Consider the following 23,356-nt stretch of genomic DNA (forward strand, 5'->3'; position numbering starts at 1 on the left):
GACGACACCGCGGCCGGCACATTCGACGGCCGCGATCGCACGATCGCGCACGCTCCGCTTACCCGTCGCCCAGCACGGCCCCGCTCTCCGGCAGCGTCGCGCCCCCGTCGACGACGATCGTCTGCCCGGTGATGTACGCCGCATCGGCCGACGCGAGAAACAGCATCGCGTTCGCGACGTCCTCCGGCTCGCCCATCCGCGCGAGCGGAATGTCGCGCGCGATCTGCGCGGCGACCGACGCGTCGCCGAGATTGCCGGCGGCCGGCGTGCGGATCATCCCCGGCTCGACGCCGTTGACCGTCACGTTGCGACGCGCGAGTTCGAGCGCCGCCGCGCGGATGAAGCCGTTCACGCCGGCCTTCGACGCCGCGTAGTGCGCGAGCCCCGGATAGACGACGCGCGGCCCGGTCACCGACGACGTGACGAGCAGCCGCCCCGCTCCCGCACGCTCGAACACCGGCAGCGCGGCCTGCGCGAGCCAGAACAGCGCCGACAGGTTGACCGACAGCGTGCGTTCGAGCATCGGCTCGTCGATCTGCGCAAACGGGGTCAGCGGGAAGTACGCGGCGTTGTGAACGACGACGTCGAGCCGGCCGCCGTCGCGCTCGACCGCCGCGACGAGCGCGCCGAGTTCGTCGCGGCTCGCGGCGTCGACGCGATACGCGCGCGCGTCGCCGCCCGCACTGGCGAGCGCGTCCGCCTGCGCGGCAGCGGCATCGCCGTTGAGATCGGCGAGCGCGACGAATGCATCGGATTCCGCGAAACGGCGCGCGATTGCCGCGCCGATCCCCTGCGCGGCGCCCGTGACCAGCACGACGCGTCCGCTGAAATCCGCACGCAGGCGGGCGCTGCCCGGCACGGCGCTCATCATTGCGCCTCGCCGCCGAGCGGATGCACGGTTTCGTTCAGCACCTGCGCATGCGCACCGATCGGGAAGTTCGACAACGTGCCGAAGTCGCCGCCCTGATAGCCGAAGATCTTGCCGTCCGTCTTGCGTTGCGCGAGGTCGATCAGCACGACGCCGAGCGTCGGCACCACTTTTTCGCGCCACACGAACAGATACAGTTCATCGGCAATCCTGAAGTAATGGCAGCGATCCACGTCCGCCAGCCCGCCTTCTACGCCCTGCAGGCACTGCCATGCGTAGAAGTTCTCGTTCAGGTAGATGTGCTCGTAGCATTCGGTCGGGCTGTAGCGATACATCGTCCGCTTGCCGATCAGTTCGCGCGTGGGCCCATGCAACGGGCCCGGCTGCGCATGGCCGCCGAGCGTGCCGTGCCGGAATGCCGCGTCGACGCCAGTCAGCGGCAACCCGCGCGCGACGCGCGTGAACGCGTCGACATGCGTGTCGGCCTCGGTCGGCAGCGTGCCGATCACCGACGTCCACACGCCGCGGCCGACGTCGATCACGAGGCTGACGGACGTCGCGCGCGCCACCGGATCGATGTAGTCGACGAAGTACAGGTCGTCGCGCAGCCGCGTGACGCGGCACGGCGCACGGCCGCCCGTGTCGGTCGCCGCATCGCACCATTGCAGCGCACCCGCCTCGAACGTATAGACGCGCCATGCGCCCGTTGCGTCGCCAAGGGCCAGGGACCGCCCGACGAGCGCGTTCACGGGCGTGAGGATGTTCGCGTCCGGCGCAAAGCCGTCCGCGAGCGCGCCAACCTGAATGAATACCGGATCCTGTCGTTCCACCTGCCGTCTCCCGCGCAGCTTCAGGCCCGGCGGGCCGTGTACGCTGCTCATGTGCACATGGTGCGGGCTGCACGCGCCGAACGGTATCGGCCAAAAGGATGAAGGGCGCGCGCCGCCGGAACGCGCTACAGTGCACGTGATCCGCGCCGCTGCCGGCGCGAGGAGCCCCCATGCACCGTGTCACCCACTACCGACGGACCGATGAAGGCATCGAGGCGATCAGCCTCGAGTCCGACCGCACGTTTCCGCGGCACGCGCACGACGAATTCGGGGTCGGCGTGATCGTCAGCGGCGCGCACCGGTCCTGGAGCGGCCGCGGGCAGGTCGACGCGCTGGCCGGCGACGCGATCATGGTCAATCCGGGCGAGATGCACGACGGCATGCCGATCGGGACGCGCACGGCCCGGCGCTGGCGGATGCTGTACCTCGCGCCGGCGCTGGTCGCGGGCGTCGCGGCGGAAGAAGGCGTCGGCGGCGTCGAGCTCGCGCATCCGGCCGTGCGCGACGCGCGGCTCGCGGCCGCGTTCGGCCGGTTGCATGCTCGAATCGTCGCAGGAGATACCATGCCGCTCGCCCGCGACGAGGCGCTCGTGACACTGGTCGCCGGGCTGCTTGCGCGGCATTCGAACCGGGCGCTGCCGGCCGCCGGCGTCGCGCCGGCGATCCGCGTGGCCCGCGAGCGGCTCGATGCGGCGCCCGCCGCACCCGTCTCGCTGGCCGAACTCGCCGGCCTGAGTGGCGTGAGCCGCTTCCAGTTGCTGCGCGGGTTCGCGCGCGAACTCGGCATCACGCCGCACGCGTATCTGGTGCAGTCGCGCACACGGCTGGCGCGGGCACTGCTCGCGAGCGGCCGGCCGATCGCGGATGCCGCGGCCGAAGCCGGTTTTGCCGACCAGAGCCACCTGACGCGCGCGTTCGCACGCCAGTTCGGGATCACGCCGGGACGATTCACGCAGGCCGGCTGACGGACGTCACGGTCCCGGCACGGCCGCCGCCGTGGCGCGACGTCGCCGATCGCCGCCGTTCAGCACCAACGATGACGCTTGATGGCGGTGCCACCGGTCATCCGGGGACACCGAGCGCAATACCCTTCCCCTCACCCGCTCCGCTCGCCGGCGCCGCTGCAATTTCGTTCAAGACGCCCGCGCCGCCGCACGCGACCATGCGGCACATGAAAACACGACTGATCGGCTATCTCTATCTCGCCGCCGCGATGGCGGGCGTCGGCAGCACCGTCATCGCGAGCCGCCTCGCGGCCGGCGGCCTGCCGCCGTTCGCCGCCACCGCGCTGCGCTTCCTGATCGCAACCCCGTTGCTGTTCGCGTTGATGCGGGCGCAGCGGCTGCGATGGCCGCGGCTCTCCGCACGCGACGCCGTGCTGCTGGTCGTGCAGGCTGCGGCGGGCGGGGTCGGCTATACGGTGCTGCTGATCAGCGGCACGAAGCTGTCGTCGCCGGTCGATGCGGGCGTGATGCTCGGCACGCTGCCGGCGATGTCGACGCTGATCGCGGCGGTCGTGCTGCGCGAGCGGCAGACGCGGCGCGACTGGAGCGCGGCCGCGCTCGCCACCGCCGGCGTGCTGTTGGTCACGTTCGCGCCCGGCCAGGCCATGCCGTCGCTCCGGACGCTCGCCGGCGACGCGCTGGTGCTGGCGGCCGTCGCATGCGAGGCCGTGTTCATCCTGCTCAACCGGCGGCTGTCGGCGCCGTTGCCGCCGCTCACGCTGTCGACGGCGATGTCGGGCCTCGGCTTCGTGCTCGCACTGGTGCCGGCCGCGTTCGAATGGCACGCGCTCGCGACGAACTGGAACGTCGGCGCGGTGTCGGCGATCGTGTACTACGCGCTGGTGCCGACCGTGCTCGGCTATCTGTGCTGGTATGCGGGTTCGGCGCGCACGAGCGGCACCGAAGCCGCGCTGTTCACGGCGGTTGCGCCGGTCTCGGCCGTGCTGTTCGCGGTCGCGCTGTTCGGCGAGACCCTGGGCGGCACGCGACTCCTCGGCATCGCGCTCGTCGTCGCGGGAATGCTGGTGGGCGCGACGCGGCGGCGCGAGCCGCCGGCATGCGCAACGGACTCACGGTCGAGGTCGCCAGCGCGCCCAGCGGCATCCACGTCGACTGCTACCGATTGATCCGCGTGCGCGGCGACTGTAGGAATGTATCCGCCCGCGGCAAAATCGTTGCGCACCGTCGCACAAGATGCAATATTCGCGTGGCCGGGCCATTTGACAACCACCGAACAATAATTCGCATCATCATGAACAAGAAGGAAGCCAAGACAAGAATCGCGGCGCTGCTGTCCGCGGGTGCGAGGAAAGCCGACGTGCTGGCCGAGCTGGCCGGACAGGGCCTCAAGGATCGCGTGCTCGCGCGCCTGATCGCGTCGCGCCCCGACCCCGAGCTGTGCAGGAAGAACAAGGTGCATACGCGGGTCCTGATCGGGCTCGGCGTCGCGCAGTTGGTGATCAGCGTCGCACTCGCCTATCTCATCCTGGTGGACACACTCAGCATCGGCGCCGCGGCGCTGTTCCTCGCACTGACGGTGCCGCTGTCGCTGCTGTTCATCTGGGGCTTCGCGACCCATCGCGTCGGCGCATATCACGCGTTCATCATTCTGTCGCTGCTGCAGGTACCGAAGACCATCGCCGATCTCGGCCGCGATCCGTCGACCGCGCTGCCGACCCTCGGGGTGACGGTCATCCTGGTCGGCTACGTCTGGTTCGTCCGCAACCGGCTGTTCCCCGACTTCGGCTGGTTCACGCCGCGCAAGGTCGAGGGCCGTTACGCGTTCGTGGAAACCGCCTGATACCGCACACCACGCACCACGCACCGTGAAAAAGGCGCCGGGCCGCCCCGCAATCGCGGGACGGCCCGGCGCCTTCTGCATTCCGGAACCCGGCAGCTTATTTGGCCTTCTCAGCCGTATCGCTGATTGCCTGGCCACCCTTCGAAATGTCCTGCCCCATGCCTGCAACGGTATTGCAACCGGCGAGCGCGGCGGTCACCACCAGCAGCACTGCAGCAATCGTACGCGTCATGCTCATTCTCCTTCGAGTCAACATGCCCGACCGGGCGAATCGTATGCGGCGTGGTGCCCTGCGGCGTGCAGGACACGGGGCCTGACCTGATTATACGGAGACGGCCGCCGTGCGCCAGTGCCGACCGCGCCAGCGCCCGAGCACGACACGGCCGGTCGCACAGATTTTCCTTGACTTCGTCGGCGCGCGAACTAATATACGCACCGCGTATATTCCCATCAGGTGCCCCCGATGACCGTTCCCCAGCAAGCCTTCCTGCGCGACGCGATGCGCCGCCTCAACATGACCCGCGAAGCGTTCGCGAACCGCATCGGCGTGAGCCGCCGCGCGCTCGACACGTGGCTGTTGCCCGACGACTCGCAGGAATCGCGCGGGATGCCCGAGATCGTCGAACGCTTCGTGTCGGAAATCGTCGAGCGCTCGGCACCGGACGGCGGAGACTATACGCAAAGCGTAGACAAACAGGAGCTCGCAAAGCAATTCCTGTTCGAAGGCAAGCCGCAGTTGATCTCGGTGGACCAGTTCTCGCGCGACTCGGTCGAGGCGCTGTTCCGCGTCGCCGACGTGATGCAGCCGATCGCGCGCCGCCACAAGATCTCGCGCGTGCTCGAGGGCGCGGTGCTCGGCAACCTGTTCTTCGAAGCCAGCACGCGCACGCGCGTGTCGTTCGGCGCGGCCTTTTGCCGGCTCGGCGGCTCGGTGTGCGACACGACCGGTTTCACGTTCTCGTCGATGGCCAAGGGCGAATCGATCTACGACACGAGCCGCGTGATGGCCGGCTACGTCGACGCACTCGTGATCCGCCACCCGGAGAAAGGCTCGGTAGCCGAATTCGCGCGCGCGACCAACCTGCCGGTGATCAACGGCGGCGACGGCCCGGGCGAGCACCCGAGCCAGGCACTCCTCGATCTCTATACGATCCAGCGCGAGTTCTCGCGGCTCGGCAAGATCGTCGACGGCGCGCATATCGCGCTCGTCGGCGACCTGAAATACGGCCGTACCGTGCATTCGCTCGTCAAGCTGCTCGCGCTGTACCGCGGACTGAAGTTCACGCTCGTGTCGCCGCCGACGCTCGAAATGCCCGCGTACATCATCGACCAGATTGCGACGAACGGCCACGTGATCGAGCAGACGAACGACCTCGCGGGCGGGCTGCGCGGCGCGGACGTCGTCTATGCGACGCGGATCCAGAAGGAGCGCTTCACCGACGAGTCGTTCGAGGGCTATACGCCGGATTTCCAGATCAACCAGGCGCTCGTCGACTCCGTCTGCAAGCCCGAAACGCTGATCATGCACCCGCTGCCGCGCGACAGCCGGCCCGGCGCGAACGACCTGTCGGTCGACTTGAACCGCGATCCGCGACTCGCGATCTTCCGGCAGACCGACAACGGCATTCCGGTGCGGATGGCGATCTTCGCGGTGCTGCTCGGCGTCGAGAATCTCGTCCAGCATTCGATGCGCGATGCGACGTGGCGCCCGCCGGCGTACCTCGGGCCGGAGGATGCGGTGTTTCACGGAATCGATTGACCCGCATCCAGTGTCGCGCGGCCAGACTCGAGATTGCTGAAGATCGAGCGCCGCGCGCCGAAGCAACGCACGACGCGCCGCCTTGCACGGCGCGTTTTCATTTTCGGCGCGGGTGATATCGAGGCGACCGGCCGGAAGTTAGCGAGCCCACGGATCGATCACGCGCAGGCCCGCTGCTTCGAACGGTGCGACGTCGCGCGTAGCCACGATCAACCCGTTGGCTGCGGCGGTTGCAGCGATGAAGCCATCGGCAGGCGCCATCGTGTGCCCCAGGGCGCGCGCCTTCCCGCGTAGGCTCGCATATGCGTCACTGGCCGCATCGTCGAACGGCAGAATCCGCCCGCGAAACAACGGCACGACGCGTTGCTCGATGTTTTGGTGCAGCCAGTCTCGCCTGCGCCCCTCCGGCAACGCGGCCACGCCGAATCGCATCTCGGCCAGACTGATCGCGGCAAGAAACAGCGTCTCGACGTTTTGCGCGTCGAGCCATTCGATCACGGCCGCGCTCGGTTCGCGTCGCAGCGGCTCCGAAATGACGTTGGTATCGACCAGAATCATTCGAAGCTCATCGGATCGGTTGGCGATTGATCGCGCTGAACCTCGAAATCGATGCCGCCGGCCTCTCTCCCGATCTCCGCCAGCAGCGTTCCCAGCCTGGGACGTCCGCCGGGCCGAACGGCCTGCTCGAGGATATCGCGCACCTCGGCCTCGGTACTGCGGCCATGTTGTGCAGCACGGATTCGAAGCGCGCGATGCACCTCGTCGGGCAGGTTTCTAACAGTGATCACAGGCATGATGCGCCTCACTACATTTGCTTTCAATGCAGTCATATTATCACCTTGCTGTCATTTTGGACGAGTGAAGACCCGATCACTGTAAATCGCCCGACACGCCTTTCCCACTCGGCCATTCGGCCATCGCCGCGGCCCCCACGCGCTCGGCAGCCCTCCGCCACATTCGTCAACATTCTCCTCGCAAATGCGAACAGGAACGCTTCTCATTTAAAAAGAAATTACATAGAATGCCGCCTGAAAACAAATCGTAATAATTCCGGGCGGCATGCACATTTCCGTAGCGCGTCGTTCCCGGGGCCATACTGCGAGGTCGAAGCGCACCATGAAGTCCCGTCCTGACGAGCAGAAGCTCGGCAAATTCACCACCCTGTGCAGCGTACTCGCCGCGAGCCCGGCGTTCGCCGACGGCACGCCGCCATCCGCCCCGGTCGGCACCGAAGGCCATCTCGCGCCGATCGAGGTCCAGGGCAAGGCCGAGCACAGCTACAAGGCCGACTTTTCCGCATCCGCGAAATTCACCGCGCCGCTCGTCGACACGCCGAAGTCGGTGACCGTGATCCCGCAGGAACTGATCCGGAACAGCGGCGCGGCGACGCTGACCGAAGCGCTGCGCACCGTGCCCGGCATCACGTTCGGCGCCGGCGAAGGCGGCAACCCGCTCGGCGACCGCCCGTTCATCCGCGGCTACGACACGCAGGGCAGCATGTTCGTCGACGGGATGCGCGACACGGGCGCGACCACGCGCGAGATCTTCAACACGGAACGCGTCGAGATCACCAAGGGCTCCGACGGCGCGTACGGCGGCCGCGGCGGCGCGGGCGGCAGCATCAACCTGATCACGAAGGCGCCGCACCTCGGCACGACGGCCGCCGCGAGCGCGGGCCTCGGCACCGACCGCTACCGCCGCTTCACCGCCGACGGCAACTGGCAGTTCGCCGATCACGCCGCGTTCCGCCTGAACCTGATGAGCCACAACAACGACGTCGCCGGCCGCGACGCCGTCAACAACGAGCGCTGGGGCGTCGCGCCGTCGATCGCGTTCGGCCTCGGCACGCCGACGCGCGTGACCGCGAGCTACTACCACCTGTCGACCGACGACATGCCCGACGGCGGCATTCCGTACTTCTACACGACGTCGAACAAGCCCGCGAACGTCGACACGATCTATCCGGCGCCGGTCGACCGTCACAACTTCTACGGCCTGATCGACCGCGACTTCCGCAAGACCACCTCGGACATCAGCACGATCAAGATCGAGCACGACATCACGTCGAATCTGACGGTGCGCAACACCACGCGCTACACGGAATCGACGCAGGACTACATCTGGACGCAGCCCGACGACAGCCAGGGCAACGTGGTCAACGGCCGTGTCTGGCGCCGCAACAACAACTGCGACAGCTCGATCAACAGCCTCGCGAACCTGACCGAACTGTTCGGCGAATTCCGCACCGGCCCGTTCAAGCACAGCTTCACGACCGGCATCGAGCTGACGCGCGAATGGGGCAAGCGCGATTCGTACACGGTCGCGACCGACAAGGGCACCATCTGCCAGAAAGGCATCGGCGCGCCGTCCGGCTACAACTGCACGAGCCTGTGGTCGCCTGATCCGAACGATCCGTGGGCCGGCTCCGTCACGCGCAACAACGACTATGCGCATGCACGCACCACGACCAAGTCGATCTACGGCTTCGACACGATCGAGCTCACGCCGCGCTGGCAGGTGAACGCCGGCGTGCGCGTCGACGATTACTCGACCCGCTTCACCGACACCAAGGCCAACGGCGGCAAGACCTACACGCGCGACGACACGCTCTTCAACTGGCAGGCCGGCCTCGTGTTCAAGCCCGCGCGGAACGGCAGCATCTACGCGTCGTATGCGACGTCGTCGACGCCGGCCGGCATGCTGCTCGGCGAAGGCAGCGAAACGCAGTCGCTCACGCCGGGCCGCGGCGGCGTCGGCCCGAACGCCGATCAGATGGCCCCCGAGAAGAACCGCAGCATCGAGCTCGGCACGAAGTGGAACGTGCTGAACGACAAGCTGTCGCTGACCGCCGCGCTGTTCCAGATCGACACGACGAATGCGCGCGTGACGCTGCCGAACAACCAGTACGCGATGGTCGGCAACAAGCGCGTGCAGGGTCTCGAACTCGGCGTCGCCGGGCAGATCACGAAGCAGTGGCAGGTGTTCGGCGGCTATACGTACATGAAGAGCGAGCTGCGCGACAACGGCAAGGATGCAGCGAACGACGGCAACCGCTTCCCGAATACGCCGAAGCACAGCCTGACGATGTGGTCGAACTACGACGTGACGCCGAAGTTCACTGTCGGCGGCGGCGCGTTCTACATGTCGGAAGTGTTCGGCGATCCCGCGAACCTGCGTGCGGTGCCGTCGTACTGGCGCTTCGACGCGATGGCGCAATACCGGATCAACAAGAAGCTCGACCTGCAGCTGAACGTGAACAACTTGTTCAACCGCACGTACTTCGATCAGGCGTATCCGGCGCACTATGCGTCGATCGCGCCGGGCCGCTCGGCGTTCGTCACGCTGAACGCACGCTACTGATCGATGGAAACCGTCTCGCTGAAGGCGCTCGCGTCAGTGTCGCCGCGCGCGTTCGCCGACATTCTGGCCGGGCCGCCCGAGCGCGCCGCCGCGTGGGTCGCGGCGGCCGCCGATAACGGGATCGTCGACGCGCAGGCCGTCTACGGCCAGTACCTGCTCGACGGGCACGGCGTCGCGCGCGATCCGGCCGCCGCATGCGGCTGGTTCCGGCACGCGGCGCGGGCCGGTCACCCGATGGCGATGAACATGCTCGGCCGCTGTTACGAGTTCGGCTGGGGGACGGCGGCATGCGCGCCGGTGGCCGTGTACTGGTATCGGCTCGCCGCGCAGGCCGGGCTCGACTGGGGCATGTACAACTACGCGACGGCGCTCGCGCTCGGCAACGGCATCGACGAGGATCGCGCGGCCGCGCTCGACTGGTTTCGCCGCGCGGCCGCGCTCGGCCATGCGAAATCGATCAACCTGATTGGCGGGTTCTACGAGGACGGCTGGGTCGTGACCGCCGATGCCGACGCCGCGTTCGACCACTATCGGCGCGCCGCCGAGGCCGGCGACTTTCGCGGCCAGTTCAACCATGCGCGACTGCTCGCCGAGCGCGGGCGCGTCGACGAAGCCCTCGTCTGGCTCGCGCGCGTGCCGGCCACCGCTACCCCCGCGTTCGTCGCGAAGATGCGCGCCTATCTCGCGTCGTCGCCGCTCGATGCGTTGCGCGCGGCGGCGATGCAGTTGCCGTCACACGGCATGGAATCCGAATCATGATGCTTCATATCCCCGGCGTGTTGACCAAGGCACAGGTCGCGCGATGCCGCGAGATGCTCGGTGCCGCCGACTGGGTCGACGGCAACGCGACGTCCGGCGCGCAGTCGGCGCTCGCGAAACGCAACCGGCAGTTGCCGGAAGGCTCGCCGGTCGCGCGCGCGGCGGGCGATGCGATCCAGGATGCGCTGGCCCGGCATGCGCTGTTCTTTTCGGCGGCGCTGCCGCTGAAGGTGTTTCCGCCGCTGTTCAATCGCTATGAAGGCGGCGAGACGTTCGGCACGCACGTCGACAACGCGATCCGGCTGCTGCGCGGCACGGATTTCCGCGTGCGCAGCGATCTGTCGGCGACGCTGTTTCTGGAGGAACCGGACGCGTACGACGGCGGCGAGCTGTGCGTGGAAGATACGTACGGCGTGCATCGCGCGAAGCTGCCGGCCGGCGATCTCGTGCTGTATCCGGCGTCGAGCCTGCATCACGTCACGCCGGTCACGCGCGGCGAGCGCGTCGCGTCGTTCTTCTGGATCCAGAGCATGGTGCGCGACGATGGCGACCGCACGCTGCTGTTTCAGCTCGATACGCAGATTCAGGCGCTTTCCGCGGAAAAAGGCGCGAAGGATCCGATGGTCATTTCCCTGACGGGGATTTATCACAACCTGTTGAGGAAATGGGCGGATGCGTAGGGCGGCAACTCGCCCAGCGCCGCCCCACTCGGCCAGGAAGGCCGACTACGCTACTTGCACCACTTCATCTCGACAACTAAAATGACCATCGTCAAATGACCATGCTCATATCATGATGCCGCACGCTCCCGTATCGAAATCCGAATTCAAGGCTCGCGCGCTCGAATACTTCCGGCTCGTCGAGGCGTCGGGAGAAAGCCTGATCGTCACCGACCACGGCAAGCCAACGCTCGAGATCCGGCCGTATCACGCACGCGAGGCTCAGCCGTTGGACATATTGCGCGGCTCGGTCATGCGCTACGACAATCCTCTCGATCCGATTGCGGAAGATGACTGGGAGGCGTCGCGGTGATCGTGCTGGATACGCATGCATTGGTGTGGTGGGTGGCGGGCGATCCGTCGCTCAGCAAGAAGGCGCGAAGCGCGATCGATCGCGCGCGCGGCGAGGGCGCACTCGCTGCGTCCGCGATCTCCGCATGGGAAATCGCGATGCTGGTGCGCAACGAGCGCCTCGCATTGACGATGGACGTCGATGCGTGGCTCGCGACGGTCGCGCAAATCGACGGCATGCGCTTCGTGCCGGTCGACGCCGACATCGCCGCGAGGTCCACCGCGCTGCCCGGCACTTTTCACAAGGATCCAGCCGACCGCATGATCGTCGCGACTGCGCGCCGGCTCGGTGCGCCGCTCGTCACCCGTGACGAAAAGATCCGTGCATACGCGCACGTCAAGACACTTTGGTGACGGTCATGGGCACGTCGGCCGAATCGCAACACCGACACATCCGCATGCCACTCGACAGACGATTCGTCTGACGGAACCGATGACGGCGATCACGCGAAGCCGTCCATGACCGATCGAGGTTTTACCTCGCACCCGCTTCACGTATTACCCGTCGGACTAGCGGCATTGGCCGTTCAGCGACCGCGATTGAACCGTGATGTAACGAGAATCGCACTCCATAAACGGCCCCGTCGAGGAAACCATGCTCGACGAACGCGCCCGCCGACATTCTTTCCGACGACAACGCCCCCGCGTCGGTAACATCCGCACTTGCCGATCCCCGCCCGCTCCCGCACAATCGGGCCACCTGCCTTCCCTCCCCCCGCGCCGATGTCCTATGCGTCACTCGCCACCGGCGTCCTGCTCGCCGGCGGTCTCGGTCAACGCTTCGACCCAAGCGGTCTGCACAGCAAGCTGCTCGCGCGGCTTCCCGACGGCACGCCGGTTGCGGTCGCCGCCGCCCGTCATCTGGCGGCGGCCACGGCCGAGGTGATCGCCGTCGTGCGTCCCGGCGCCGAAAAACTCGCGATTTTGCTGAACGACGCCGGCTGCCAGGTCGTCTATGCGCCCGACGCGATGCGCGGCATGGGCGCGAGCCTGGCAGCCGGTGTTCGCACCTCGCCGGACGCGCCCGGCTGGCTGGTCGCGCTCGGCGACATGCCGTGGATCGCTGCGTCCACCTACGAAGCGGTCACACGCGCCCTCGACGCCGACGATGCATCGATCGTCGCCCCCGTGCACCGCGGCGTGCGCGGCCATCCGGTCGGCTTTGCCGCGCACCACTACGAGGCGCTCGCCGCGCTGGACGGCGATACGGGCGCCCGCGCGCTGTTCGCCAGCGCGCCGGTGAACCTGCTCGAGGTCGACGATCCCGGCATCCTGCGCGACGTCGATACGCCCGCCGATCTGCGCTGACCGCGGCGCGCGCCGGCCGCACCCGCATCGTGGCGCTGTTTGCGCGCGATCCGGCGCGATACCTGCAGCGGCTCGCCTGTCGCCGGCAATCCGCATGCCGCCGCGAGAATCCCCCGGCAAACAGCCGTCCGATTGCCTATAACGGAGACGAGACGCGCCCGCCGCGCCACCGCCGTCACGCCTTGCGCGAGTTCCCCATGGACCACACGACCCCGATGCCCGAGCCCCCGGCCGACCCGAACCGCGATCCGGAAGACGATCCGCTGTCACCGCCGCCACCGGGGCATCCTCACGACAATCCGCAGCAACCCAACGGACCGCCAAGCAAGGATCCTGTCTAGCCGGCATCCGCCCGCGCCATCAGGCCTGCTCCGGCACTCGCCCTGACAAACGACACGGCCGCTGCCGCGGCTACGCCGCCGCGCCTTCCCGCGCTACGCGCACCTCGTACGTCTTGAGGTGGTTGTACGCGATCCGCAGCAGCGACAACGCATCCGCCGCCTGCGGGTCTCGGCGCGCGAGCAGGTCGCCGATCACGTGATCGGCTTCGACCCGCGCGCGATTTTCGACGTCGCGCAGCATCGACGCGGTCAGCGGCGACGGCGTCAGCACCATCCGTTGCATCCGCTCGACCGCGGCGGGATCGGGCCGGTAACCGTTGTGCGCGGCGATCGCGCTGCATTCGTCGAGCATCGTCTCGAGCAGGCGGCGGCCGTCCGGCGCGGCCAGAATGTCGCCGATCGAACCGCGAAACAGCGACGTGCTCGCCGCGAGCGTCGCGAGGAACACCCACTTGTCCCACATCCGCGAGGCGATGTCGTCGCTGAGCGTCGCATCGAAGCCCGCGCCGCCGAGCACGTCGGCCACCGCGCGCACGCGCGCCGATTCGCCGCCGGCGAGTTCGCCGAACGACAGCCCTGCCGTGTCGTTCAGGTGCACGACCCGCTGTTCGCGATCGAGCGTCGCCGCGATCACGCACAGGCCGCCGAGCACCTGCGCGGCACCGAACCGTTCGCGCAGCACGTCGAGGTGGCGCATCCCGTTGAGCATCGGCAGGATCAGCGTCGACGGCCCGACGAATGGCGCGAACGATGCAATAGCATCGTCGAGGCTATAGGCCTTGCAGCTCAGCAGCACCAGGTCGAACGGCCCGGCCGTGTCGCTCGCGCGCACCGTCTGCACGTTCGCGAGCGTCAGGTCGCCGCGCGGGCTGCGAATCAGGAGCCCGTCGCGCGCGAGCGCGGCCGCGCGGCCGTCGCGCACCAGGAACGTCACGTCGCGCCCCGCCGCCGCGAGCCGGCCGCCGAAGTATCCGCCGACCGCGCCGGCCCCCACCACCAGAATTCGCATCGTTGCCTCCTTTCAGGTTCGTTCGCCGCCGTGCGCCCGACCGTCGGGCACGGCGCGCCATCGCCCGACAGTATAGCGACGCCGAATATGTATATGCATAGATGCCCGCACCGCGCTCACCGGTATCGGGCCGCTGCCGTTTCTAAGGGATTTCCCGCCTACGGCAACGTTCGTTGCATGCCGTCAACGAGTTATCCCGTCACGCCGTTCCGGCGCGCCTGTTCGACCGACCGACCTCACTACCCATGCGCACCCTTTCCCTGAATCAGAAACTCGCCTCGATGATCGTCATTCTGTGGCTCGGTCTGCTCGTGATCGCCGGCATCGGCGCGTGGCAGACGCGCGCGTCGATGATCACGGACCGCCGCGATCAGCTTGCGTCGCTGGTCGCGCAGGCGACGAACGTCGCCGACCACTACTACAAGCTGTCGCAACAGAATGCATTGCCGGAGGCCGACGCGAAGCAGAAGGCGCTCGAGGCGATCGCCGCGATGCGCTACGGCACCGACGGCTACATCTCGATCAACGATTCGAAGCCGGTGATCGTGATGCATCCGATCAAGAGCGAGCTCAACGGCAAGGACGTGTCGAATTTCGCGGATCCGAGCGGCAAGCATCTGTTCGTCGAGATCGTGAAGGCCGGCAACATGGAAGGCGGCAAGGGTTTCGTCGAGTATCTGTGGCCGAAGCCGGGTGCCGACAAGCCGCAGGACAAGACCAGTGCGGTGCAGCGCTTCGCGCCGTGGGACTGGTATCTCGTGACGGGCATGTACATGGACGACGTGCGGTCGGCCGTGCTCGCGAGCGTCGGCCGCTGGCTCGCGATGACGGCCGTGCTCGGCGCGATCGCGACCGCCGTGATGGTGCTCGTGCTGAAAAGCGTGCGCGCGAACCTCGGCGGCGAACTCGAAGTGGCGCTCGACGCCGCGCGGCGCATCGCACAGGGCGACCTGACCGCGCGCGTGAACGTCAAGCATGACGACCGCGGCAGCCTGCTGCATGCGCTGCACACGATGCAGAGCGGACTGATCGACATGGTGTCGCGCGTGCGGATGGGCACGGAGAACATCAACGTCGGCGCGAGCGAGATCGCGTCGGGCAACACCGACCTGTCGCAGCGCACCGAAGAACAGGCGGCCGCGCTCGTGCAGACCGCGTCGAGCATGGATCAGATGACCGCGAACGTGAAGCAGAACGCGGACAGCGCCGCGCAGGCCGCCACGCTCGCCGGTCAGGCCGCGCAAGTCGCGACGCGCGGCAGCGAGGTGGTCGACGATGTCGTGCGCACGATGAACGAGATCACCGACCGCTCGCACAAGATCGGCGACATCATCGGCGTGATCGACGGAATCGCGTTCCAGACCAACATCCTCGCGCTGAACGCGGCCGTCGAAGCGGCGCGCGCGGGCGAACAGGGCCGCGGCTTCGCGGTGGTCGCGGCCGAGGTGCGCTCGCTCGCGCAACGCTCGGCCACGGCAGCGAAGGAGATCAAGTCGCTCATCGAGTCATCAAACGAAACCGTCGAGCACGGCGCGACGCTCGTCACGAACGCGGGCGAGACGATGGCCGAGATCGTGCAGTCGGTGCGGCGCGTGAACGAGATCCTCGACGAGATCAGTCATGCATCGCGCGAGCAGAGCGCGGGCATCGAGCAGGTCAACCGTGCGGTAGGCGAGATGGATCAGGTCACGCAGCAGAACGCGGCACTCGTCGAGGAAGCCGCGGCGGCCGCGCATTCGCTGCGCGACCAGGCCGAAGCGCTGCGCGACGCCGTTACGCGGTTCGCGTTGCCGGCTTGACGGCCGGGGTCCTGCCCCGCCCTTCCGCGCGTGTCGCGCCGGAGGGCGGGAGTGGCGCGTACCTCAACACGGCCAACCGCTGAATCCGCTTCCGTTCGGCGTCGCGGTTGGCGGCATCTCGAAGCCAGACCCGTTGGAACTGTCGACCGGTCATGTGTCCAGTCGATCGCGTTCCGACACGTCGCGAATCCGCAAGCAAAGCAATCACGCCACAGCGCTGCCTTACGTCACCACGAATAGCCCTGCATGCCGTAATCGGTGTCGTGTCGACGCCCCCACCAAGGGAGGTACGCGTTGTTTCCACCGCGTGCGCGGAACCAGTCTTGGTCCGGATCGATCGGAGTGAGCTTCGACGGTGGTCTGACGACGACGGCGACGGGGTGCTCGGGGTCGGTCGTGCCGGCGACCAAGGCATTGCCGCCAAAGTGGTTGATTCGGCCGATTGCGAGTGCGACGTCGGTCAATGCGCTGCCGGTTCCCATGTCGCCGAGGAGTGCTGCCGTGTTGAACGTCTGACTCCTGTGGTCATATTCAGGAAGGGTTTCGGTCAAGGTCTGCGCGAGCGAGACAACGCGTGACGACGCTGCGTCGCTGGGTACACCTGCGTCGTGGACGATGTAATTCAGGTCAGTGACCGCGACGCCGGCATTGCGTGCTGCTTCATCGATCGTGGCTTTCCACGCCTGCACGGCGCGTGTCGTGCCGACCTTCCGTGAAAAATCGTGCGTGTTGCCGGTTGCGGCCTTGCCGATCCAGGCGAGCGGCTCGCGCTCGGTGTTGAAGTTCGGGCCGGCGAGGAACAGCACGACGAGGTTTTCGTTGATCTGTGCATCCGTGGGCGGGAAGTTAGGAGCGTCCCAGTTCATTGCCCATACGGTCTTGTCGGGGTTCGCCTGCAAGTAGTCCAGCGCGTTGTTCAGCGATGTGAAGCCGGCGTTTGCGCCGCCTTGGGTGATTTGCACGTCGGGAGGCGTGTCGCGGCTCCAAAGCGTCTTCGGTGATGGCGGGCCAATTTCGAAGCATTCGACGAACTCATTGGTCAAGTACGTCTTCGCTTCGATCGGATCGAGCCTTGGAGGTAACGCGAACTCGATATGTGTTCCGGCAAGCTCGCGCCAATCTTTGGTGTTTTCGGATTTTACGGTGTAGAAATATTTTGCATTCGCAAAATAGCGAGAGCGCGGCAACAAGAGAAATTTTCTGACGTACTTGTGATAGAAGCCCTTGAACGTCTCCGTTCCGCGGTTGCCGTAGACGAGTGCACCGATCGATCGGAGGGACGAGAACTTTTCGGGCTTCGTGCGCACCATGTCATCATCCTTGTTCGGTGCGGCAAGTCCTTGCGTCCACAACAATTGCCATTCGGTCGGATAGTCCATGCGTTGCAGCGGATTCAACCAGATTAGGCCGACGACTTGCGCAACGAATGGCTTGACCTGCTCTTCTGCCACTGGTGCTGTCTTCACGGCAGGCTCTTTAACCGAGGCGGCTTGTGCCGGGCGCGTCATAGCCGTGGTGAAGAGAAACACCATGATCGCAGCCAGGCCAGGTACAACAATGAAGCGTTTCATCCAATCTCCTATTTCCAAATGTCCCGGGTCGGGCTGTTCTATGTGCGCCATCATCGTGATCATGAGAACGGTGGCGACTAGCCATACTGAAACAGCAATGGCCACACGTCGTTTCCATGTAGCAATCAGCGTCTTCATACGACACCCCCGACCTTCAGATAGAACTCACCTTCACGCTCGTCCGTGATCGCATCAGGAATCTTGCCTTCACTGTTATTGGCATGTACCCATTCGTGCATCGGCATTCGATCAAGATTTCCGGAGTCAAAGTACTTGCCGTACTTTTTGTTCGGGTTAGTATCGGGAATCCCATCTCCCATCCTCCAATCCGCCTCGATGCGCAAGTCGTAGAGTTGTTCGGGCGTGATGTAGCACAGGCCCACCGCAACGTCATACGCAAGCGCCTTTTCGGCATGCTCGGGGTTGGTCATCGTCGTTGAGTGATTCGTCGGGCTGTTGGTCGTGCCGCGATCGAGCCAATCGACAATCTGCTGGTCGCGCCATTCCTTGTAGCCTTCGGGCATCGCGCTCTTGCCGTCCTCGCCGATCACGTGGCCGTCGCGATCGAGCCATTCGGTGTTCAACGTCCGGCGCGCTTCCATGCGCATCAGCGCGCGGTCCTCGTAACGTTGTCCAGCTTCCGTTGCGGCCGTACCTCGGGCGACGCTGTCCTCGTTCTTTGCCTTGTACTGGTCGTACGGATCGTCAGCGCGCTTGTCTGCATCGCTCTTGTTCGCGTCGCGCCAAGCAGCCGGCGGATCGTTGCCTTCGTTGAAGTCGCTGATCGCGTCGCCGTCCCTAGTCTCGACTGACTTGCCGAATCGCAAGGCCTTCGGCGGGAAAGGTTCGTCAAGCGCCGGGGCATCCGCAACTACCGTCCAGCCCTTCGGCGGATCGGCGTTCACGCGGAGCATGTTCAATGCCGAACTGATGCCGGTCACGACGAACATGAGTGGCGCAGTCACGAGCGTCGCTGCCACGCCCAGAACCGACTCATTTCCTTTGACCGCGCCGACGAGATTGAATTTGGCCGGCGGCGACGGCGGATACCAGAACCCCGGCTTCGTTCCTTGTTTGCCATGCCGCCAATCGTCTTCCCAGTATCGGTACGGTTTCTGCACGCCAACCGGGAAACCGGAAGCAAAGACCCGTTGCGTCAGGATGCCGGCTGCCCCGATATCGTCGAGTTCATGCTTGCTGATGCCGCGCCATCCGATCCCTTGAACCGTCACCGCCGAAATCACCTGATCGTGCGGACAGCAATATGCAGTGACGCGGCCATACGTCGATTCATTCAATCCGTGCCTCGCGCGATCCTCTTGCGCCGCATAAGACCGATTGCTGGTCGGCGAGACCCGCTCGTTTTCCATGTCCTCATCGATTTTGTCGGCAGGCTGTTCGTATGCTTTTCGAGCACCGATGATCGAGAGGAATTTGCCGAATGTCTTCGTGCGCGCGGCGTAGGTTTGTCGTCCACGCCGGCCGCTGCCGTCTTTCGTCGCGCGTTGCGACCAGGTATCCATGAATGTGTCGGACTTGTTCGGGCCGTCAGCATTGGCGAGACTGTACGGTGCGTTCGCCAGCACGTAGGCGTCCGCCACGCAGTGGCCCGTGCGCCCCCACGGATCTTCGACATCGGGGAATGCGTCGCCGAAGAACGCCGCAGTGAGGCCCACGATATTTCCTTGGCTGTGGCATACGACGGTAATCGGGACATCGGCCTGCATGCTTCGGATCGACTCGATCAGTCTGGCCAAGCGCAGCGCCGCGAGTACGCCATACGCTCGAGGCGGCGCGCGGTACAGCGGCCGATTGGTCGGATTGATGCCTTGCACGGTCATCCAGCCCATCGTTCGATCGTCCAGACCGCCGTGCCAAAGATCGGGCAGACTGGCACAGCCGTTCGTGAACGGGCCGCCGCCCCAATAGTCCTTCTCGTTCAGGAAGATCTTGTCGCCGTACTCCTTCAATTCCGCAGCGGTCGCGCGATAGCCCCAGCGGAAATGAATGACGGGTGAGAACGACGGATCGGGCTTGATGTAATTGTCTGCCAGCAAATCAGGGTTCAAGAACCCATCCGGCGTCACACTCTCCGTGTACTTCGCGGGCGTCAGCTGTCCGGCATCGATACCGTGATACATCATCTGATCGTCCAGACGCCCGAGCCTGCGATTCAGGCCTTTGCACAGCCCTTCCTCCGACGCCTCGAACCATTCGCCTTCGGAATTCACCCCATGCACGAAGATCACGATACCGGGCAATGGCATCTGCTTGAGACAGATGAGCGGCGTGTTCTTCGCAAACATCGTCACGCCTTCGACGCGGCCGACGACGATCGGCGGCGGTTCGGGTCGCGGCGCCGGCCCGTCTCGGGCTATGGATTCAGGGCAGCTCTCCGCCGTTCGAGCGGCCGCTACTGGACGAGCATCTGGAAATGAATCACTCATCTGCATTCCTTCTTATATCTTGACCATTCTTCTTGATGAACCTCGTCGCCAGTCTCCCGAACCGGTCTGCGTCGGCCGCCGATCGCTTTCATTTACGCGCAACCCCATGCCGCACATAGCGCCGGAGCGGTATCGGCGCGCGCTTCCTTTCGCCCCGACCGACGATCGTGGAAGGCATGCAAGTCGGCGCCCCGTCAATTCCCTGCATCGGTCCTTCGCAGACGTCAGCAAGACGAAGCGCCGACGCGCTGGCCAATCACGCGTCGCACCTGTCCAATATGAAGGACGACCAAACGCTTATTCCAGTCGACGCGGCCCTAAGAAAGATTCCGGAATGTCACTGCTACCGAGATAGCGCTCGTGATTCCTGTTCTCGGCTCCCCGCCTGCTCCGCGCCGTCCAGGCAGCCCGCAACCTTGCCGCCGTCGAGCCCCAGCGCGGCCGCTCGCTGAACCAGCTCGATGTCGTTGCTCGCGCCGAGTTTCTTCATCGCGCTGATCTTCTGCGCGCTGACCGTTTGCTTGCCCTTGTTCAGCCGCTGCGCGATCGCCTTGATCGGCATGCCGGCCAGATAAAGGCGAATCACCTCGATCTCGCGCGTCGAAAGCTTCACCGGCGGCGCCTCGTGTCCGGCCAACGCATCGAGCGCGCGGCGCACAAGCGGCGACAGATAGTGACCGCCGCTATAGCTCGAGTGAATCGCGGTGACGATATGGCCCACCTCGTCGAACTTGCTCACGAGGCTCGCGCCGACTTGCGAGAGAATCGAACGGAAGATCACCGGGTTCTCGTTCCCGACCAACGCAACGATCCCGACGTTCGGACGCATGCGCCGCAGCCACTCGCACAGTGCGAAGCCGTTCATCTGCGCATCGCCGCGGACCGAATAATCGACCAGCGCGATGTCGCAATCGAGCGTGTCGAGGGTCGCGACGAGTTCGTCCGGCGTCCGGCAGACACCGACGAGATCGATTGCGCACACGTCGCCGGCAATGTGCTCCATGCCGGCGAGCGTCAACGGCCAGTCGTATGCAAAGATGGTGCGAATATTGAATTTCCCCATGCGCGGTTCCAGAAGGTTCACCGGGCGCGCGGCGCGGAATGCGCGTACGACCGGCGTGGCGTTGAATTTACGAGCGAGATATTTTTATCCCGATCGTTATTCTATGAGGCGACGCTTGGACGGGATATCGGACGGTGAATAGAGCGGCCCGCGGGAACGTAGTACAAGTTTGATTTTTGGCGCCGGCCCGACCGTTTGGCTGGCATCGCCCTCGTCCTGACAGCCAACGTGACGGGTCGCACGGGCCGCACCGACGGCCCGCGGGGTAAAATTGCGGCCTTTGCATGCCATTCCGGGCGACCGGCCAGGGCAGCGCGCCGTTGCCGGCCGCGCGCCCCGCCCGTTCGCCGGCGGCCCGTACTCCCCGCTTCCTCCATGACCGAATCCGATCTGCAATCCGACGACACCACCATCCACGAAGACGGCCTCTGGCGCGACAACGGCTGGACGGCCCGCATCATCAAGAACGAAGACGACGACGGCTGGGCCGTCGAGATGATCAAGGACGGCGAAGCCGAGCCCGCGCTCGTCGGCCCGTGGACCATGGGTCGCGACAAGAAGAACCCGAAGCCGATGGATGCGAACGCGTTCCGCACGCTGGTGAAGACCGCGACCGAGGTGCTGATGCGTCACGAGCAGCAGCGCCGCGCGATGCTGCACAAGGAAGTGACGGTGCAGGACGGCGACGGGCAGGATGTGTCGGTCACGCTCGACATCGTGCCGGACGAATTCGAGCCGTATGCGCAACTGAAGGCGTTCGACCCGTACGGCGAACTGCTGGCCGATGCGAAGGTGTCCGCCGGGTTCAAGCTCAACAAGGCCAGCGCCGCACGCTGGGTCGAATCGGGCTTCGAACGGCCGGCCTGACGCCGCGGGCCGCGGGCCGCGCGACGTCGGGCCGCGTGCCGCGCGGCCGCAACCGGCGTCAGCCGTGCAGGCCGAGCGCGGTCATCAGCCGGTACAGCGTCGCGCGCGAGATGCCGAGTTCCGCCGCGACGTCGGCATGCTGATGCCGATGCCGCAACAGCGTTTCCTCGATCGTGCGCCGCTCGGCCTGACGGCGCGATTCCGCGAGTGTCGGCGGCCGGTGCGACGTGTACTGGTTCAGTTCGAGATCGGCGGCCGAGATCAGCGGGCCGTTCGTCATCACGACCGCGAAACGGATCCGGTTGATCAGCTCGCGCACGTTGCCGGGCCACGCATAGTTGTGGATCGCCTCGATCGCGCACGGCATGAAGCCGCGAATCCGGTGCGAACTTTCGCCGCGATAGCGCCGCAACACATGATCGGCGAGCAGCATGATGTCGCGGCCGCGCGCGCGCAGCGGCGGCTCGTCGATGCGCAGTACGCACAGCCGGTAGTACAGGTCCGGGCGGAACCGCCCCGCCTGCATCGCGGACTCCAGATCGACGTGAGTCGCGGACACGATCCGCACGTCGACCGGAATCGACGCGCGCCCACCGAGCCGCTCGATCTTGCCCTCCTGCAGGAACCGCAGCAGGCTCGCCTGGCTCTCGAACGGCATGTCGCCGATTTCGTCGAGAAACAGCGTGCCGCCGTGCGCGGCCTCGATGCGGCCGATATTGCGCTGATGCGCGCCGGTGAAGGCGCCCCGCTCATGACCGAACAGTTCGGCCTGCAGCAGCGTCGACGGAATCGCCGCGCAATTCACGGCGACGAACGGCGCGTCGGCGCGCGACGAATGCTGGTGGATCGCCGATGCGGTCAACTCCTTGCCGGTGCCGGATTCGCCGGCGATGAACACGGTGGCTTCGGTGTTCGCGACCTTGCGGATCGTCGCGAACAGGCGGCGCATCGCGGCGCACGCGCCGATCATCACGCCGTCGGGCGGCGCGGCATCGACGGCCGGATCGCTTTCCGCCAGTTTCAGCATCCCGTACGCATGGCCGACGAGATATCCGATCGTCGTGTAGGCCGTCGCATTGCGCACGTAGTCGAAGCAGCACTGGCGAATCAGGCGCGCGATGGTGCCATCGCGCAGCCGCTCGCCGTCGGCGAGCGCGACCCAGCCGATCCGCGGATCGCGCAGCAGCGCCTCGAACGACGCGACGTCGGGCGACGCGAATCCGCCGAAATCGACGATGCCCGCATGCAGGCGGTTCGCCTTCACGAGATTGAATGCGTCCGCAACGGATTTAGCGCGCCACACCTCCCAGCCGCGCGACGCGAGACAGTCGACGAGCCCCGCATCGGGACGCTGCGACAGATAGACGAGCGGGCGCGACAGCACGGTTAGGTGACGCCGGGCCGCAACGAACGGCGGTGCGTATGCGGCCCGTTCGTCCTCGTGCGGGCCTGACAGTCTGATCTGGCAGCAATGGTTCATGATGGCCTCGCCGCATAGGG

General features: G+C 66.1%; 22 protein-coding genes. 12 read left to right on the plus strand and 10 right to left on the minus strand.

Annotated elements, in window-relative coordinates; genetic code table 11:
• Positions 1 to 58: 58 nt before the first annotated feature.
• Together DIE04_RS02845 and DIE04_RS02850 are read right to left on the minus strand one after the other, a co-directional pair.
• Entirely contained in the window at positions 59 to 868 is an 810-nt protein-coding gene (locus DIE04_RS02845; protein WP_124523738.1) for an SDR family oxidoreductase, read from the minus strand.
• A complete protein-coding gene (locus tag DIE04_RS02850; protein ID WP_124523680.1) occupies positions 868 to 1,698 on the minus strand; it encodes a molybdenum cofactor biosynthesis F family protein in 831 nt (276 codons plus the stop codon). The genes DIE04_RS02845 and DIE04_RS02850 overlap by 1 nt, the downstream gene beginning before the upstream one ends.
• Before the next feature lie 170 nt (positions 1,699 to 1,868).
• Here DIE04_RS02850 and DIE04_RS02855 point away from each other — a divergent pair, with 170 nt between their 5' ends.
• From DIE04_RS02855 to DIE04_RS02865, 3 genes are all read left to right on the plus strand, one after another.
• Entirely contained in the window at positions 1,869 to 2,663 is a 795-nt protein-coding gene (locus DIE04_RS02855; protein ID WP_124523678.1) for an AraC family transcriptional regulator, read from the plus strand.
• A 206-nt stretch (positions 2,664 to 2,869) separates the two neighbouring features.
• Positions 2,870 to 3,829 carry a DMT family transporter gene (locus tag DIE04_RS02860; RefSeq protein ID WP_124523676.1) on the plus strand — a complete coding sequence of 320 codons (960 nt, stop codon included), beginning with the start codon at positions 2,870 to 2,872 and terminating at the stop codon, positions 3,827 to 3,829.
• 125 nt (positions 3,830 to 3,954) lie between these two features.
• On the plus strand, positions 3,955 to 4,503 hold the full coding sequence (locus tag DIE04_RS02865; protein ID WP_124523736.1) for a permease: 549 nt from the start codon (positions 3,955 to 3,957) through the stop codon (positions 4,501 to 4,503).
• Positions 4,504 to 4,600: 97 nt separating this feature from the next.
• Here the strand turns inward: DIE04_RS02865 and DIE04_RS02870 are convergent, their stop codons facing one another.
• Positions 4,601 to 4,735 (minus strand): entericidin A/B family lipoprotein, encoded by a 135-nt coding sequence (locus DIE04_RS02870; protein ID WP_059449563.1) that lies wholly within the window; start codon positions 4,733 to 4,735, stop codon positions 4,601 to 4,603.
• Positions 4,736 to 4,966: 231 nt separating this feature from the next.
• Between DIE04_RS02870 and DIE04_RS02875 the strand changes: the two genes are divergently transcribed.
• On the plus strand, positions 4,967 to 6,262 hold the full coding sequence (locus DIE04_RS02875; RefSeq protein ID WP_124523674.1) for an aspartate carbamoyltransferase: 1,296 nt from the start codon (positions 4,967 to 4,969) through the stop codon (positions 6,260 to 6,262).
• A gap of 138 nt (positions 6,263 to 6,400) precedes the next feature.
• Here DIE04_RS02875 and DIE04_RS02880 read toward each other — a convergent pair whose 3' ends face one another.
• Together DIE04_RS02880 and DIE04_RS02885 are read right to left on the minus strand one after the other, a co-directional pair.
• Positions 6,401 to 6,820 (minus strand): type II toxin-antitoxin system VapC family toxin, encoded by a 420-nt coding sequence (locus DIE04_RS02880; RefSeq protein WP_124523672.1) that lies wholly within the window; start codon positions 6,818 to 6,820, stop codon positions 6,401 to 6,403.
• A complete protein-coding gene (locus DIE04_RS02885) occupies positions 6,817 to 7,056 on the minus strand; it encodes a FitA-like ribbon-helix-helix domain-containing protein (RefSeq protein WP_124523734.1) in 240 nt (79 codons plus the stop codon). The genes DIE04_RS02880 and DIE04_RS02885 overlap by 4 nt, the downstream gene beginning before the upstream one ends.
• Before the next feature lie 322 nt (positions 7,057 to 7,378).
• Here DIE04_RS02885 and DIE04_RS02890 point away from each other — a divergent pair, with 322 nt between their 5' ends.
• The 6 genes from DIE04_RS02890 (at position 7,379) to DIE04_RS02915 (ending at position 12,759) form a co-directional block, all read left to right on the plus strand.
• Positions 7,379 to 9,622, plus strand: coding sequence for a TonB-dependent siderophore receptor (locus DIE04_RS02890; protein WP_124523671.1), 2,244 nt, complete (start codon positions 7,379 to 7,381; stop codon positions 9,620 to 9,622).
• Positions 9,623 to 9,625: 3 nt separating this feature from the next.
• The gene (locus DIE04_RS02895) at positions 9,626 to 10,381 is read left to right on the plus strand and encodes a tetratricopeptide repeat protein (RefSeq protein ID WP_124489071.1); all 756 of its coding nucleotides are present in this window, start codon (positions 9,626 to 9,628) and stop codon (positions 10,379 to 10,381) included.
• Positions 10,378 to 11,061 (plus strand): Fe2+-dependent dioxygenase, encoded by a 684-nt coding sequence (locus tag DIE04_RS02900; protein ID WP_124523669.1) that lies wholly within the window; start codon positions 10,378 to 10,380, stop codon positions 11,059 to 11,061. The genes DIE04_RS02895 and DIE04_RS02900 overlap by 4 nt, the downstream gene beginning before the upstream one ends.
• Positions 11,062 to 11,173: 112 nt before the next feature.
• Positions 11,174 to 11,413, plus strand: coding sequence for a type II toxin-antitoxin system Phd/YefM family antitoxin (locus DIE04_RS02905; RefSeq protein WP_011659184.1), 240 nt, complete (start codon positions 11,174 to 11,176; stop codon positions 11,411 to 11,413).
• Entirely contained in the window at positions 11,410 to 11,805 is a 396-nt protein-coding gene (locus tag DIE04_RS02910) for a type II toxin-antitoxin system VapC family toxin (protein ID WP_044846647.1), read from the plus strand. Before DIE04_RS02905 ends, DIE04_RS02910 begins: the two co-directional genes overlap by 4 nt.
• A 369-nt stretch (positions 11,806 to 12,174) precedes the next feature.
• On the plus strand, positions 12,175 to 12,759 hold the full coding sequence (locus DIE04_RS02915; protein ID WP_124523732.1) for an NTP transferase domain-containing protein: 585 nt from the start codon (positions 12,175 to 12,177) through the stop codon (positions 12,757 to 12,759).
• A 411-nt stretch (positions 12,760 to 13,170) separates the two neighbouring features.
• On the opposite strand, the gene panE is transcribed toward DIE04_RS02915, so the two are convergent.
• On the minus strand, positions 13,171 to 14,109 hold the full coding sequence (gene panE, locus DIE04_RS02920; protein WP_124523667.1) for a 2-dehydropantoate 2-reductase: 939 nt from the start codon (positions 14,107 to 14,109) through the stop codon (positions 13,171 to 13,173).
• Positions 14,110 to 14,354: 245 nt separating this feature from the next.
• Here panE and DIE04_RS02925 point away from each other — a divergent pair, with 245 nt between their 5' ends.
• Positions 14,355 to 15,908, plus strand: a complete 1,554-nt coding sequence (locus tag DIE04_RS02925; protein WP_124489075.1) for a methyl-accepting chemotaxis protein — start codon at positions 14,355 to 14,357, stop codon at positions 15,906 to 15,908.
• Between the two features lie 227 nt (positions 15,909 to 16,135).
• On the opposite strand, the gene DIE04_RS02930 is transcribed toward DIE04_RS02925, so the two are convergent.
• From DIE04_RS02930 to DIE04_RS02940, 3 genes are all read right to left on the minus strand, one after another.
• A complete protein-coding gene (locus DIE04_RS02930; RefSeq protein ID WP_260426320.1) occupies positions 16,136 to 17,617 on the minus strand; it encodes a virulence factor in 1,482 nt (493 codons plus the stop codon).
• Positions 17,614 to 19,926: a hypothetical protein gene (locus DIE04_RS02935; protein ID WP_124572906.1), complete on the minus strand. Its 2,313-nt coding sequence runs from the start codon at positions 19,924 to 19,926 to the stop codon at positions 17,614 to 17,616. The genes DIE04_RS02930 and DIE04_RS02935 overlap by 4 nt, the downstream gene beginning before the upstream one ends.
• Before the next feature lie 343 nt (positions 19,927 to 20,269).
• Positions 20,270 to 20,989, minus strand: coding sequence for a response regulator transcription factor (locus DIE04_RS02940; RefSeq protein WP_124522326.1), 720 nt, complete (start codon positions 20,987 to 20,989; stop codon positions 20,270 to 20,272).
• Between the two features lie 375 nt (positions 20,990 to 21,364).
• Between DIE04_RS02940 and DIE04_RS02945 the strand changes: the two genes are divergently transcribed.
• Positions 21,365 to 21,856 carry a hypothetical protein gene (locus DIE04_RS02945; protein ID WP_044846642.1) on the plus strand — a complete coding sequence of 164 codons (492 nt, stop codon included), beginning with the start codon at positions 21,365 to 21,367 and terminating at the stop codon, positions 21,854 to 21,856.
• A 58-nt stretch (positions 21,857 to 21,914) separates the two neighbouring features.
• On the opposite strand, the gene DIE04_RS02950 is transcribed toward DIE04_RS02945, so the two are convergent.
• A complete protein-coding gene (locus DIE04_RS02950; protein ID WP_124522328.1) occupies positions 21,915 to 23,336 on the minus strand; it encodes a sigma-54 dependent transcriptional regulator in 1,422 nt (473 codons plus the stop codon).
• Between the last annotated feature and the right edge of the window lie 20 nt (positions 23,337 to 23,356).

The sequence above is a fragment of the Burkholderia sp. Bp8994 genome, assembly GCF_003853805.1.
Taxonomy (GTDB): domain Bacteria; phylum Pseudomonadota; class Gammaproteobacteria; order Burkholderiales; family Burkholderiaceae; genus Burkholderia.

Coding starts and splice junctions, on each gene's coding strand:
- DIE04_RS02845 (WP_124523738.1), bottom strand. CDS start 868: ATGAGCGCCGTGCCGGGCAGCGCCCGCCTGCGTGCGGATTTCAGCGGA.
- DIE04_RS02855 (WP_124523678.1), top strand. CDS start 1,869: ATGCACCGTGTCACCCACTACCGACGGACCGATGAAGGCATCGAGGCG.
- DIE04_RS02860 (WP_124523676.1), top strand. CDS start 2,870: ATGAAAACACGACTGATCGGCTATCTCTATCTCGCCGCCGCGATGGCG.
- DIE04_RS02865 (WP_124523736.1), top strand. CDS start 3,955: ATGAACAAGAAGGAAGCCAAGACAAGAATCGCGGCGCTGCTGTCCGCG.
- DIE04_RS02870 (WP_059449563.1), bottom strand. CDS start 4,735: ATGACGCGTACGATTGCTGCAGTGCTGCTGGTGGTGACCGCCGCGCTC.
- DIE04_RS02875 (WP_124523674.1), top strand. CDS start 4,967: ATGACCGTTCCCCAGCAAGCCTTCCTGCGCGACGCGATGCGCCGCCTC.
- DIE04_RS02880 (WP_124523672.1), bottom strand. CDS start 6,820: ATGATTCTGGTCGATACCAACGTCATTTCGGAGCCGCTGCGACGCGAA.
- DIE04_RS02885 (WP_124523734.1), bottom strand. CDS start 7,056: ATGCCTGTGATCACTGTTAGAAACCTGCCCGACGAGGTGCATCGCGCG.
- DIE04_RS02890 (WP_124523671.1), top strand. CDS start 7,379: ATGAAGTCCCGTCCTGACGAGCAGAAGCTCGGCAAATTCACCACCCTG.
- DIE04_RS02895 (WP_124489071.1), top strand. CDS start 9,626: ATGGAAACCGTCTCGCTGAAGGCGCTCGCGTCAGTGTCGCCGCGCGCG.
- DIE04_RS02900 (WP_124523669.1), top strand. CDS start 10,378: ATGATGCTTCATATCCCCGGCGTGTTGACCAAGGCACAGGTCGCGCGA.
- DIE04_RS02905 (WP_011659184.1), top strand. CDS start 11,174: ATGATGCCGCACGCTCCCGTATCGAAATCCGAATTCAAGGCTCGCGCG.
- DIE04_RS02915 (WP_124523732.1), top strand. CDS start 12,175: ATGTCCTATGCGTCACTCGCCACCGGCGTCCTGCTCGCCGGCGGTCTC.
- panE (WP_124523667.1), bottom strand. CDS start 14,109: ATGCGAATTCTGGTGGTGGGGGCCGGCGCGGTCGGCGGATACTTCGGC.
- DIE04_RS02925 (WP_124489075.1), top strand. CDS start 14,355: ATGCGCACCCTTTCCCTGAATCAGAAACTCGCCTCGATGATCGTCATT.
- DIE04_RS02930 (WP_260426320.1), bottom strand. CDS start 17,617: ATGAAGACGCTGATTGCTACATGGAAACGACGTGTGGCCATTGCTGTT.
- DIE04_RS02935 (WP_124572906.1), bottom strand. CDS start 19,926: ATGAGTGATTCATTTCCAGATGCTCGTCCAGTAGCGGCCGCTCGAACG.
- DIE04_RS02940 (WP_124522326.1), bottom strand. CDS start 20,989: ATGGGGAAATTCAATATTCGCACCATCTTTGCATACGACTGGCCGTTG.
- DIE04_RS02945 (WP_044846642.1), top strand. CDS start 21,365: ATGACCGAATCCGATCTGCAATCCGACGACACCACCATCCACGAAGAC.
- DIE04_RS02950 (WP_124522328.1), bottom strand. CDS start 23,336: ATGAACCATTGCTGCCAGATCAGACTGTCAGGCCCGCACGAGGACGAA.